Source organism: Pseudoprevotella muciniphila, from assembly GCF_003265305.2.
GTDB classification, from domain to species: Bacteria; Bacteroidota; Bacteroidia; order Bacteroidales; family Bacteroidaceae; genus Alloprevotella; species Alloprevotella muciniphila.
In genome coordinates, this window is sequence record NZ_CP033459.1 from 2172832 (window position 1) to 2185723 (window position 12892).

General features: G+C 48.8%; 10 protein-coding genes and 2 tRNA genes. 6 read left to right on the top strand and 6 right to left on the bottom strand.

The annotated features are described in order from the left end of the window. Position 1 precedes the first annotated feature (1 nt). Genes C7Y71_RS08770 through porQ form a run of 4 tightly spaced genes read right to left on the bottom strand, consistent with a single transcriptional unit; the run spans position 2 to position 3535 of the window. Positions 2–808, bottom strand: coding sequence for a DUF3316 domain-containing protein (locus tag C7Y71_RS08770; RefSeq protein WP_111898211.1), 807 nt, complete (start codon positions 806–808; stop codon positions 2–4). A 6-nt stretch (positions 809–814) separates the two neighbouring features. After that, complete coding sequence (locus C7Y71_RS08775; RefSeq protein WP_111898210.1) at positions 815–1726, bottom strand: 4-hydroxy-3-methylbut-2-enyl diphosphate reductase; 912 nt, start codon at positions 1724–1726, stop codon at positions 815–817. Between the two features lie 35 nt (positions 1727–1761). Beyond that, on the bottom strand, positions 1762–2448 hold the full coding sequence (cmk, locus tag C7Y71_RS08780) for a (d)CMP kinase (RefSeq protein WP_111898209.1): 687 nt from the start codon (positions 2446–2448) through the stop codon (positions 1762–1764). A 43-nt stretch (positions 2449–2491) separates the two neighbouring features. After that, a complete protein-coding gene (porQ, locus tag C7Y71_RS08785; protein WP_146739395.1) occupies positions 2492–3535 on the bottom strand; it encodes a type IX secretion system protein PorQ in 1044 nt (347 codons plus the stop codon). A gap of 157 nt (positions 3536–3692) precedes the next feature. Here porQ and C7Y71_RS08790 point away from each other — a divergent pair, with 157 nt between their 5' ends. The 5 genes from C7Y71_RS08790 to C7Y71_RS08810 all read left to right on the top strand — a co-directional run bounded on the left by C7Y71_RS08790 (position 3693) and on the right by C7Y71_RS08810 (position 7785). Then, the gene (locus C7Y71_RS08790; RefSeq protein ID WP_193215891.1) at positions 3693–4700 is read left to right on the top strand and encodes an energy transducer TonB; all 1008 of its coding nucleotides are present in this window, start codon (positions 3693–3695) and stop codon (positions 4698–4700) included. A 29-nt stretch (positions 4701–4729) separates the two neighbouring features. Continuing rightward, the gene (locus C7Y71_RS08795; protein ID WP_111898207.1) at positions 4730–5686 is read left to right on the top strand and encodes a polyprenyl synthetase family protein; all 957 of its coding nucleotides are present in this window, start codon (positions 4730–4732) and stop codon (positions 5684–5686) included. Positions 5687–5719: 33 nt separating this feature from the next. Further along, entirely contained in the window at positions 5720–6499 is a 780-nt protein-coding gene (locus tag C7Y71_RS08800) for a TatD family hydrolase (protein ID WP_111898206.1), read from the top strand. Between the two features lie 54 nt (positions 6500–6553). Continuing rightward, positions 6554–6626, top strand: a tRNA-Phe gene (locus tag C7Y71_RS08805). Between the two features lie 307 nt (positions 6627–6933). Beyond that, a complete protein-coding gene (locus tag C7Y71_RS08810) occupies positions 6934–7785 on the top strand; it encodes an abortive infection system antitoxin AbiGi family protein (RefSeq protein ID WP_111898205.1) in 852 nt (283 codons plus the stop codon). 81 nt (positions 7786–7866) lie between these two features. Here the strand turns inward: C7Y71_RS08810 and C7Y71_RS08815 are convergent. Next, a tRNA-Arg gene (locus C7Y71_RS08815) sits at positions 7867–7940 on the bottom strand. Positions 7941–8183: 243 nt separating this feature from the next. On the opposite strand from C7Y71_RS08815, the gene C7Y71_RS08820 reads away from it, so the two are divergent. Then, a complete protein-coding gene (locus C7Y71_RS08820) occupies positions 8184–9647 on the top strand; it encodes a DUF1846 domain-containing protein (RefSeq protein WP_111898204.1) in 1464 nt (487 codons plus the stop codon). 76 nt (positions 9648–9723) lie between these two features. Here C7Y71_RS08820 and C7Y71_RS08825 read toward each other — a convergent pair whose 3' ends face one another. After that, complete coding sequence (locus tag C7Y71_RS08825) at positions 9724–12678, bottom strand: putative LPS assembly protein LptD (RefSeq protein WP_226943435.1); 2955 nt, start codon at positions 12676–12678, stop codon at positions 9724–9726. Positions 12679–12892: the final 214 nt, after the last annotated feature.

The following is a 12892-nucleotide window of genomic DNA, read 5'->3' on the forward strand; positions in this document are numbered from 1 at the left end:
GTTATTTGATGATTTTCAACTTTCGGCTCCAGCCTATAACGAAATAGTGCCCCCAGAAGTGGCGTTTGAGGTGGTTCGCGTCGCTCTGTCGGATGTTTCCTTCGTAGCCCAGCGTGAGGCGCGACTTGCGTACTGGTATTTCCAGTAGTGCACTCAGGCGTGCCGACGGTGCATTGAAGGGTGTTGTGGCGCAAATGTTGTGGTCGTAGTTGCCGAGAGAGAATATCTCGTAGTACGACTGCCCATAGTTGGGGCTGAACATCATGCCAATGACAGGGATGTCCAGTTGTGCGCGTGCAGTCCAGACTGCGCGTTTCACCCTGAAGTCGTATTCCGCCTGGCCGCTCGCGGCAAGAAGCAAGGCGAAACGACCCTGTGCGGGATTATTCCCATTGCGGGTGTTATACGTAAAACCACCGCTGATTTCTGCCAACGGACCAGCGGCAAGACGCAGGTGCGGAGCAATGCGCCAGTTGTTGTGCAGCGCAAATGCCACACGGGCATTGCCATCGAGATATTTGCTGTCATCTGTGGGCGACTTGGTATATGAAAAATCTCCACCATACATGCCCATAATCGCCCAATGTCCGCGGCGCCATGGTAATCGGCGTTCTGTGCTGTGGAGCGTAACGAAACTGCCGCCAGTGTATTCCAAGGGTGAAAGGTAGGTGTCGAGAATGTTAGTCGCGCCTAAGCCGAAAAGGTGGGTGTGGCGCACAATGCCTGTACTGTCGGGCATTTCGGCACGGGCAATCATCGCTGATAGCACGAAGAGAAGAAACAATATGAGTCGTTTGGCAATCTCCATGCGTCATCACTTTTTCGTTAGTCGGAAAATCTCGTCTCTGCAGGCTTCCATCAGCCATTTCGGGGTACTCGTGGCACCGCATATCCCCACACTGCTCACTTCATTGAACCAGGCGAGTTCGATACTTGACGGACTATCCACCATATAACTGCGCGGATTGCTCCGACGGCAAGCCTCGTAGAGCGCATGTCCATTACTGCTTTTTTTTCCGCATACGAAGATTACCACGTCGTGACGCTCGGCAAATCGCTCTATCACAGGTTGACGGTTGGCAACTTGGCGGCAAATGGTGTCGAAAGCATGGAACTGTGCGGGAGGCTGAATGTGTGAGAGGAAAAACTCTTTGAGTTTATGAAAACCGTCAAGCGACTTTGTAGTCTGCGAGAAGAGGTAAATGTCATGGTTATAGTTGAGTGGAGTTTTCTCGGCTTCTTCTATGTTTTCCACGATAATGGCTTTGCCTGCAGTTTGTCCTACGAGGCCCAGTACTTCTGCATGACCGCGTTTACCATAAATCACAATTTGTGCATGAGGACTCGACTCGTACACCTTCCGGATACGTTTCTGCAGTTGCAGCACCACAGGGCATGTGGCATCAATGATTTCTATGGCGTTGTGCTTGGCTATGTCGTAGGTGGCTGGCGGCTCTCCGTGGGCACGTAGCAAAACTTTGGCATTATGGAGGTTGCGGAACGTGTCGTGGTTGATGGTTTCAAGGCCTTTGGCGTGCAGTCGATCCACCTCGCCACTGTTGTGGACTATGTCGCCAAGACAGTACAGTCTGCCGCGCGAAAGTTCCTCCTCCGCCTTGCTGATGGCGGTGGTCACACCGAAGCAGAAACCGCTTGAAGAGTCTATTTCCACTTTCAGCGGTCTGTTGTCCGCAAGTGTCTTATCTTTATCCAAGTCGCTATCCATATAAAGAATCTGTCGTTTTCCCTCTTCAGACAGTTTCAGCCTGTAATCCTCCTGACTTGTTTCAGCAACCATGCATTTTGCTCATCTATGGTCATCTGGCTGTTGTCGAGCAGTATGGCATCATCTGCCTTGCGCAGAGGTGCCACCTCGCGATGACTGTCGATATAGTCGCGTTCGCGCACATTCTTGAGCACTTCCTCAAAGTCCACCTTTTCGCCTTTCGCCTGCAGTTCCTTGAAGCGACGCCCGGCGCGCACTTCGGCGGAGGCTGTAACGAAAATTTTTAGTTCGGCATTGGGAAAAACGGCAGTGCCAATGTCGCGACCATCCATCACGATGCCTTTCTTTTCGCCCATCAACTGCTGTTGCCTTGTCATGGCTGTACGTACGAAGGGTAGGGCAGAGATGGGGCTGACTTTGCTCGATACCTCCATGCCACGAATGTCCTTTTCCACACATTCGCCGTTGAGGAGTGTCTCGGGCAGGTTCGTCTCTTTGTTGAGGCGGAAACTGACGTGAATATCGTCCATCCTGCTTTCAAGGAGTGCGGCATCTGGTGATTCGCCCGTGAACATACCGTTGCGGATGGCATAAAGCGTAACGGCACGATACATGGCACCTGTATCGACATAGATGTAGCCTATCGCCTTGGCGAGTGCTTTTGCCATTGTGCTTTTGCCGCAGGAACTGTGACCGTCGATGGCTATGATTATCTTCTTCATTCCGTTTTTTATGTAGTCTGTTATTTAAGTGTCAGAGGAACAGTTATTCCTCTTCCTCGGCTTGTGTATCAGTTGACTTTGTTGTCTGTGCGTTCTTTTTCTTCTTAGAGGCAGGAAAACTGTAGGACAGGTTGACCATCAGGCTGCTGGCGCTGAGGCTGTATTTGGCAAACGACACACCAAACTTGAAGTCCTTCAATGTAAGCCCGCCACCCACAGATAACCCTGCCCAATGCGACTCACCTGCCTGCTTGAGTTCGTATGCGCGTCGGAAATTGTAACCCACCGAGAGATAGGTCTGCTTAGTCGGCAGGATGTCAACACCTGCAACAAAGTGGTTGAGAAGCATCTTCCCGAATCCTATCTTGTCCTCTGTGGTGAAGTAGTCTTCCTTCTTCCAGCGGGTGAGGTCGGTCATCGTGATGCTCAGACGGACGGGAGCCTGAGCCAGTCCGATAGTGGCACCGGCTTGCAGGTTGAAAGGAAGGTGCTCGCGCCGGTCGTCGAACATCTTGATTTGCCTGCCTATGTTCAGGGCTGCCAGAGAGAGGGAAAGGTCGTGGTCTTCGTCGAAATAGTTCAAACCCAAATCCACTGCAAGCGCCATACTGCTGTAGTCGCCATACGAGGAAGATATCATTTTCAGTTGTGCACCACCGCTCACATAGTCACCCATGAGGTAACTGTATCCCGCACTGAGCACGAGGTCCTTGGGGGAGAATGTTCCCGATGCTATGCCGCTCTCGTCAGTCTCATCCACGGAGCCATAGTTCATGTAATGGGCAGTGAATGCTGCCGTATGGCGGTCGCCGAAAGCCTTCACGAATTGTGCGCCGAAGAGGGTGCCGCCGGCAGGATAGGTCATGAATGAGAGTCCCAGCGTGCGGTCGTTTACATTCGCATACAATGCAGGATTCTGTCTGGCAGAAGCCGCATCATCTGCTATCAGCGAGATATTCTCACCACCGAGTGCCGATACGTGCGATGATGAGGGCACCCTGAGGAAATTGTAAGCCGACCTGCTCTCCTGGGCATTGGCAGCAATCACAAAAAGCATGAAAACAAGCGAACAAAGGCCTTTTTTCATTTTATTAAGATTTTTTGTGTTCAAAGATACTCATAAATTTAGATTTTGCAACTAATTTTGCCAACGCGTTTTCACAGATGTCGCACATAATACCTAAATTTGCATATAGTAGATAGGTAAAAGGGTGGCGATGTCCAAGAAAAGCGAACATTGCAAGATGCGCAAAATATTCAATAAAAATAACGCAACCAATGCCAATTTATTATCATCCGAAGATTGGCTGGACATCATATTCAAGGAGAGAAACCACGAATATGGTGCATACGTTATGCGCAGCAGATATGCCAGGCGGCTTTCGTTCTCGCTTGCCGTGGTGTTCGTTACGGTTCTTCTCGTACTTGCAGTCGTCTTCGGCGTGAAGGGGATTGTAGGATTGGTGGTACATCACAAAATGAGCGAGATAGAAGAGGCGATAAAACTCAATCCCATCAACCTGGAAGAAGAGAAGAAAAAGAAGGTGGTGGAGGAAGGTCGTCGTGAAACGGCAGAGACACGTCCCGATGCACCACCCGAGCAAGGTCCCAATCTCAAAATCATATCTAAGGAGGAATTTGTAGCCAATCAGGTGGAAGAAGTAGTGAAGGAAGGGCCCAAGCAAGTGAAGGTGGGTGAAACCACACTCGTGGCAATCACGCAAGATTCCCTTATGCAACAAGATGAGGCGGCACCTATTACCAAAAACGACACGCTGACACCCACCGTTGTCATTGCTTCGCCGTTGCCGCCGGGAGGATGGCAGGCATTGTTGAAATGGATTGGCGAAAACCTGGGCTATCCCATAGAATGTATAAGAGATAATATCGGAGGAGAAGTAAAGGTGAAATTCTATGTCGATACAGACGGAACAATCAAGAATGCAACCATTGTCAAGTCGCTCAACCCGCAACTCGACAACGAAGCACTAAGAATAGTGAAGAAAATGCCCAAATGGAGACCAAGAATGGTCAACGGCACACCGTCGCGCTGCGATGTAATACTACCCATCGAGTTCGATCCTTCAGGCAAGGATCCAATCGTGGTCGAAAACGATGGAACGGAAGCACCCCCCGTAACTGGAGAAGAGATAAACAAAGCCTTGGAAAAAGCCACAGGGGCACCCCTCCCGGCGGAGGAACAGGGAACAGGGGCGAAAACCACGGAAAATGCAGAACAGAAATCAAAATAAAGAGGACGTCCTCATAAAAGCAAAAAACCATGATCAGCAAAATCAATGCGGCACTCGATGCCCTGAAGTATCCAAAACAACCCAGAGGCCTTTATGAACCCATAAAATACGCACTCGAAGAAGGCGGGAAACGTGTCCGTCCACGTCTGCTCCTGTTAGCCTACAGCCTCTATAGCGATGACATAGAGCGCGCCATGCCGGCTGCCATAGGCATAGAAACCTACCACAACTTCACACTTCTCCACGACGATGTGATGGATAACGCGGAGATGAGAAGAGGAAGACCTACGGTACACGTGAAGTGGGATCAGAACACAGCCATACTCTCCGGCGACGTGATGCTCATGCTGGCGCTTAGGTATGTATCAGAATGTCGTTGCAAGCGCTGGGCTGAGTTAAGAGATGTTTTCATACAATCCTGCATAGAAGTGGGAGAGGGACAGCAGTACGACATGAACTTTGAAAAGCGTGATGAAGTGGCTGTGGACGAATACCTCGAAATGATAAGGCTAAAGACGAGTGTACTTGTGGCGTGTGCCGCAAAGATGGGAGCCATTGCTGCCAATGCTCCGGAAGAAGACTGTGAACTCATCTATGCCTTTGCAGAACGCATCGGTATAGCATTCCAACTTCAGGACGACTATCTCGATGTGTATGGTGACCCCGCTGTGTTCGGAAAGAAAATAGGAGGCGACATTCTCTGCGGAAAGAAGACTTATCTGCTCATCTCAGCACTCAACAGAGGCGACGAAGGACAGCGCATGCAGTTGCTCAGCCTAATCAACGACAAAAACATCGGCAGCGAAGATAAAATAAAGGCTGTAACGGACATCTACAACGCTATAGGCATACCCGAAATCTGCAAAAATGCCATCGAAGCGTACTACGATGACGCAAGAAACCTCTACGAAACACTGCCTTTGCCGGAAAACAAGAAAGCACCCCTCTGGGCATGGGCAAGCGAACTTATGGAAAGAAAGAAATAATCATCCTCGAATAACTCTCAACTCTCAACTAACTTGTCCTACATAGACACGCATACACACCTCTACACAGAGGAATTCGATGCCGACCGCAAAGAAGTGGTGGAGCGGGCTGTACTATCGGGGGCACAATGCATTTTGCTACCCAACATCGACGAAGCAAGCATAGCACCAATGCTCCGGATGTGTCGGGACTATCCACGTCTGTGCTATCCCATGATGGGACTGCACCCTACGGACATACCCGAAGACCCGTGGCCACTGCTCAACCGCATGGAGCAACTGCTCGCAGGTGGCGATTATGTAGCGGTGGGGGAAGTGGGTGTTGACCTGTATTGGGACGACAGCAGGAGAGACGTGCAGATAGACGTGTTCCGGCATCAGGTGGAATGGGCAGTGAAGTTTCAGTTGCCTCTCGTCATCCACTCCAGAAACGCGCAAGATGAAATAGTCAGCACACTCTTGCCTTATCGCGACGAACTTTGCGGAGGCATCTTCCATTGCTTCGGAGGGACAAAGGAGGAGGCGGAGGAACTGCTGGATTTCCCCAATTTTATGCTCGGTATAGGTGGTGTGATCACATTTAAGAAGTCATCGCTGCCAGAATTCCTCAAAACCACAGTGCCACTCTCCAGAATAGTGTTGGAAACCGATGCGCCTTATCTCGCGCCAACACCTCATCGGGGCAAACGCAATGAGAGCAGTTATATACCGCTCATAATCAGCAAACTCGCGGAAATCTATGCCACAGACGCAAATACTATAGAAGCCGTTACCACACATAATGCGAAAACAATTTTCAAAAAAATCACGTAAATATTTTCGTATTCCAAAAACTTGACATATCTTTGCAGTCGCAAAAAAACAAATGGTGCCATAGCTCAGTTGGTAGAGCAACGGACTGAAAATCCGTGTGTCCCCGGTTCGATTCCTGGTGGTACCACCTTAAAGTCAACTGAATATCAATCAGCTGGCTTTTTTTATGCCCAGGTATTTCCGAATTTTCTCTCGATTTATTTCGATGTAGTCGCGTGGGGTGCTGCCGATTGGCAATTATTTCATCAGATTGTGTTAACCCCTTTATATACAGGCTATTCAAAGTGGTAAAAACTGTAATCATGTAACCTTATTATTCTTTTTCCGAACAGCAATAATTATTCTCTATGACCGACTCACTTACTCCTCTGAACCATATTTTTTGCTTACATTTGCAAAACTAAGTAGAATACCTGTAAAAATGCCCGAGAAGTATGTTAAGACGTAACAGACTGAACAGCCACACAAACACATTGTTTCATTATACCAAGAGCGAAGACATCCTGTCATCTATTCTCAAGGAAGGCTTGAGGTTTGTGTACTGCAAAGAGCGGCTTGACGAGCGGCTTTGTTTTGGTATTCCTATGATTTCTTTCTGCGATATACCTGTGGCGCAGAGTGTTGAGCATACTTCAAAATATGGTGAATTTGCTATTGGGCTGTCAAAGGAATACCTCATTTCAAATTACTCGTTTGCCATAGGACCGGTCACTTATTATTTAAAAGGGGCTCCTATATTTAAGATGGCTTTAGATTATCTTAAAATATATGGCAGTAACGTGTATAACAGGGGAAATGTTCTGACAGTTTCCAATAGTCCCGGCGACAAAACAATTTTGTCAAAAGAAGAGGCACCGGGTGTGTTGAAGAGTTTTTTAGACACGAACAACTACCATCAGTTGGTTACCACTTCCATAGGCATAATAAAGCCCTATTGTTCAGAGTATGAGAAAGGTGTTCAGATCAATTATGATGAATGTGAATGGAGAATGATTGTACCGGAAAATGCACGCCTGTCTGCCACAGAGCGGTGTAAATGGTTCTGGACTGAACAGGAGTTCGATGACTGGAGAGAAAAATACGGCGACATCTTCATCAACAGTTGGAGTCTCCCCTTTGACATATCAGACATCAATTTCCTCATTGTTCCCGACAACGAATCGGTAAAATCGTTGATACAAGCCATTTATGATATGGAAACGCTGTGCGGCCAACCGATTTACGATGAAGAGAAAGCATTGCTGTGTACCAAAATCTTATCGTTCGACCAAATCAGGGATATATAAAGGATAGTTCTATAGCGGTGTGCTATAATAATTATTTCCGCATTCAACCAGCCTTCAGTTTGCATGCGGAAATTTTATTTGTGATCCCGAAGGGATTCAAACCCTTGACCTTCAGAACCGGAATCTGACGCTCTATTCAACTAAGCTACGGGACCGAAATCGGCTGCAAAGATAGATATATTTTTTCAGATATATCAACGCCGTTTTGTTGAAAGTTTCTTTTGGAGCGTTTTTCTGCTGCACATTTTTTTGTTTTTCTTTTTCTGTTTTTTGAAGAATAGATAATTTTGCAGTGAAATTAAAGAAAGGGGGTCGTTTGAACTGCCAAAAGGCGGTTATATCGACGACCCTTTATTTTTTATGAAGTTCAATAAATAACTTAAATACATCTTCTTCTCATGAAACTCGGTTTTGACAACGACAAATATCTGCGCATACAGTCTGAACACATCAAGGAACGCATTAGTGAGTTTGGCGACAAACTCTATCTTGAATTTGGTGGAAAACTCTACGACGACTATCATGCCAGCCGTGTGCTGCCAGGGTTCCAGCCCGACAGTAAGATGCGAATGCTGATGCAACTGAAGGATGACGCAGAAATTGTGATGGTCATCAGTGCAGAAGACATTGAGAAGAATAAGATACGAGGCGACTTAGGCATCACCTACGACAAGGATGTGCTGCGCTTGCGTGACATCTTCACCGAATGGGGGTTTTATGTGAGCAGTGTGGTCATCACGCATTTTAACGGGCAGGCAAGTGCGGTGTCGTTCAGGGAACGCTTGGAACGACTTGGACTGGTGCGTGTGTATTACCACTATCTCATAGAGGGTTATCCCACCAATGTGGAACTTATCGATTCAGACGAGGGCTTTGGCAAGAACGACTATGTGGAGACCACCCGCCCGCTCGTTGTGGTAACGGCACCCGGTCCCGGTAGCGGAAAGATGGCAGTTTGTCTCAGCCAACTCTATAATGAGAACCGTCGCGGTGTGAAGGCAGGGTATGCCAAGTTCGAGACGTTCCCCATCTGGAACATCCCCTTGAAACACCCCGTCAACGTGGCTTACGAGGCTGCTACGGCAGACCTGAACGATGTCAACATGATTGACCACTTCCATCTGGAAGCGTATGGTAAGACCACTGTAAACTACAACCGTGACATAGAGATTTTCCCTGTGCTGAATGCCATTTTCGAGGGCATCTATGGTGAAAGCCCCTACAAGTCGCCGACGGACATGGGCGTGAACATGGCGGGCTTCTGCATCAGCGACGACGAGGTGTGCAGCGAAGCATCGAAACAGGAAATCATACGCCGGTACTATGCTGCACTATGTTCCCTGACCGATGGCAGCAAGGACGACAGGGAAATCAATAAGATTCTGCTGCTGATGAAGCAGATGAAACTTACCACAGCCTACCGCAGATGCACTGTGGCGGCACACGAAAGAAAAGAAAAAGGAGGGACAGCCGCGGCAGCCATAGAACTGTCAGATGGCACACTTATTACTTCCGGCACAAGCAGTCTGCTCGGACCGAGCGCGGCGCTTATCCTGAATGCCACGAAACATCTGGCAGGCATAGACCATAACCTTAAACTCATACCGCAAAACATGATTGAGCCCATACAGCGCATGAAGACGTCTATGCTGCATGGCGTGAACCCACGTCTGCATACCGACGAAGTGCTGGTGGCTCTCGCAGTGCTCAGTCAGCATGATGACAACTGCAAGCGGGCGCTCGACTCACTGCCACTGCTCGATGGATGTCAGGTGCATGCCACGGTGATGCTTAGCGAAGTGGACCGCAAAATCTTTAAGAAACTCGGTTGCGGACTTACCTTCGACCCTGTCAAGAAGTAGTTGAGAGTTGATGGTTGATAGTTTTCTATAGCATCTATAGTTTCTATAGCATCTATAATATCTATAGCATCTATAATCAATACCACTCGATATTGGAACTATACGAACTGCGTTTGTCCCATTTCAGGGCATCGGTGAGTTCGTTTGCCCTTGCGCGGAAAGTGAAGTTGAAACTGGTGTAAGGACGAAGCACCACACTGGCGCTCATCTCGAAACAGTGCAGGTCGCGAGAGAGGCTTGCCGTAGTCATCGACACTTTGTGGTTAGTGAAGTCGTAACCACTTGAGAATGTAATGTTCCAACCATCAGCGATACGTACGTATCCGGAGCAGTTGAATGTCTGTGAGAAACTATAGGGGTAGCGCATCGTGCGCACATTGATTTCCTTGCTTCTGTCCTCATACATGGAAATACCGTAACTCAGCGAAAGACTCCAAGGTATGGAGAAAGCCAGATAGCCATCGTCGTCCACCTTGGCTTTTACTTTCTTCGCACCTTTTTGGCTGGACTTAAGGTTCGGGTCGATGTTTGATTCTTCTGTGTCCGTCTCTTCTTCCTGTGAGGTGTTCTCATCTTGGTTCTTACGGTTCAGATAGCCCTGCCCGGTAAGGGTGTTCCAGAGTTTTCTGACTTTTTCGTTATTGAGCGTATATGAAATGTTCTGCGACATACCGCCGAATCGTCCGAACCTGCCATAACTCCATTCCGTGCGGTCGCTCGTTACCACAGCGCCCGATTCGTTGAAGGCGTAGGCGTATGTGGCGAATACGGCTGCCATGGAGAAGGTGTACGACTTGGATAACTTCAGGCGGATGCGGGTGCTCAGGTCGCTCCAGGGGCGTGTCTTGGCGGCAAGGTTGTACGACAGTGTACCGGCGAGTTCGTCGATGAGCGAAATCTTCTTTTCGCCCGTGGAGTCGCGGTCGCTCTTGATTTTCATTTCAAGGTTGTTCGACAGCGTCATCGACACCGTACCCTGTGTCTTGTTCGACGGATAGCCGTACAGTCCGTTGGAATATGGCGAATACGACACAGTGGAGACATTACCGTCGGCATCAGTCTTCACGTATGTATCGAAGTAGCCGTAGCGCGAAGAAGTGAAGTCGGGAGAATAACTCAGCGACACACTCGGCTTCAGCACGTGCCGCACGGCAATAATCTTGTCGCCAAAGAGTTTCTTCCATGGCTTGTAGAAACCATAGAGCGTGGTGTTGGCGCTGAGCGCCATGTTCCAACTGTAGAGGTTGTAGAAACCATATACCGTGTCTTGCAACTCGCGCTGATTGTCTTCGTCCCAACTGCGTTTGATTTTGTTGGTGTACATAATGTCGCGGAAGTTGAACGATGGCGACACATTGATGTATTTCAGCACTTGGAAAGTAGCGTCAATAGGTATGCTGTGCTGCATACCGTTACGCCAGTCCTTGATGAGGTTGGAGTGCAGGAGTTTGTCTTCCTTAGTCGTGATGGAGTTGCTCATGTTTCCTGTGTACGACATCGAAATCTTTTCGTACCAACGCTCTTTGCCCACTTGCTTCGACCTACGGAAGGGGTAGAAGCGGGTGAGCGACAGACTCAATTCCGGCAGCGTCAATGCTATGGTGCTGTCGCGCATATTCTGCGTGAGGTTGCTCGAGAGCGAAAGCGAGAGACCAATCTTCGTGAAGTTGTGGCTGAACGAAACAGAACTGGAGCGTGTGGACTGGGTGTACGAGATGGGGTTGTACATCGATGAGAGGTTGTTGCGCTCGTAAGATTCTGATGCAAAATTGACCCTTGCACTGAATGTGGTATTAGGCGAAGCCTTGGCATCCTTCGAGTGTGTCCACAGTACCTTCAGGCTCTTGGTCACATTATAGTCGGGCATATTCTTCTCGCCTTCCACGGAGCGCAGGAAACTGACAAAGAAATTGCCGTTGTATCTGTAGCGCTTGCGATAGTTTGTCTCGGCGCTTAGTCCCCACGAGCCCTTGGTATATATTTCACCAAGCAACTTGAGATCTACATAGTCGTTGATGGCAAAATAATAACCGCCATCGCGCAGGTAGAAGCCGCGTGTCGTCTCGTCGCCATAACTCGGCATGACGATACCGGAGGAGTATTTCTTGTTAAACGGGAAGAAACCGTAGGGGATGGCGAGTGGTAGCGGTACGTCCTCTACGACAAGGTAGGCAGGTCCGAAAACCACGTCCTTAGCCGGTCTGACCTTCATGCGTGAGAGGGCGAGGTAGAAGTGCGGGTGCTCGGCATCACAAGTGGTGTACTTGCCTTTCTCCATGTAGAATATGCCGTTGGAATCGCGCTTGGCCTTCATGCCCTGCACGTAGCCGTTGCCCTGCGTTGTGGAGACGTGTTCGATGAAGCCCTTCTTCGTCTTGAAGTTCATTGCCATCTCTTCGCTCACATATTCATCGTTGCCCTGCCGATAGGTGGGCTTCTCCGTCATCACGCCGGCAGTGTCCACCTTGCCCTGTGCATACACCTTGCTACTGTCCATGATCATCGTCATTTTATGGGCATCGAGCGTCATGTTGGTGTATTTCACCTGTGCCTTGCCGTAAAGGTATGCCTGACGGGTCGTGGCGTCATAAACGAGGGAGTCGGAGGCGCGGTATTCCACCGGTACGTCGATACCGGCAGAGCGCTTCTTTAGCGTATCGACCTTCACCGTATCTGCACCGGCATTGCCCGGCAGAACGGTGTCGCGCTGCGAAATGCGTTTGAGGAAGTTGTCGCCAAAGATGGAGTCCATCGCTTCCGTGATGCTGTCCTGAACGTGTACGATGGAGTCGTTCACAGAGTCGTTGGGCCAGATGTCGCGAGGCGGAGCAGGGTGGTTTTGGAACACATTGCTCCTTCCCGCCTGTAATGCCTCTCTGCTCTGTCGGTAAAGGTTTTCAGACGAAATCCTGCCTTGCGAAGAAACGTCTGAAGCCTTTTCTGTCCGGCTGTCGTTCCAGGGCACGTAAGAACTCACCGCTATGTTTACAGCGATGAAAAGGCAGAAAACGGTATAAAAAAACTTCCTCAAAAGGCGTCGAGTTTCTAATTCAAAAGGCAAAATTACTAAATACTTGCGGATTTGCTCGCATTAAAACTTTAACAAATCTAAAAATCGCCGTTTTTTGGAAAAAGAACAGTAAGACAGAACCACGAATTAACACGAATGTTCACAAATTTTCTTACTGCTTAATCTTGATGCAGAATTTATAAGATTTGTACCGATTTGCAGGATTTCTTCGACG

Bases quoted from the DNA above. Each gene is read 5' to 3' on its own strand.
- C7Y71_RS08790 (WP_193215891.1), top strand. From the start codon at position 3,693: ATGCGCAAAATATTCAATAAAAATAACGCAACCAATGCCAATTTATTA.
- C7Y71_RS08775 (WP_111898210.1), bottom strand. From the start codon at position 1,726: ATGGATAGCGACTTGGATAAAGATAAGACACTTGCGGACAACAGACCG.
- cmk (WP_111898209.1), bottom strand. From the start codon at position 2,448: ATGAAGAAGATAATCATAGCCATCGACGGTCACAGTTCCTGCGGCAAA.
- C7Y71_RS08810 (WP_111898205.1), top strand. From the start codon at position 6,934: ATGTTAAGACGTAACAGACTGAACAGCCACACAAACACATTGTTTCAT.
- C7Y71_RS08795 (WP_111898207.1), top strand. From the start codon at position 4,730: ATGATCAGCAAAATCAATGCGGCACTCGATGCCCTGAAGTATCCAAAA.
- C7Y71_RS08820 (WP_111898204.1), top strand. From the start codon at position 8,184: ATGAAACTCGGTTTTGACAACGACAAATATCTGCGCATACAGTCTGAA.
- porQ (WP_146739395.1), bottom strand. From the start codon at position 3,535: ATGAAAAAAGGCCTTTGTTCGCTTGTTTTCATGCTTTTTGTGATTGCT.
- C7Y71_RS08770 (WP_111898211.1), bottom strand. From the start codon at position 808: ATGGAGATTGCCAAACGACTCATATTGTTTCTTCTCTTCGTGCTATCA.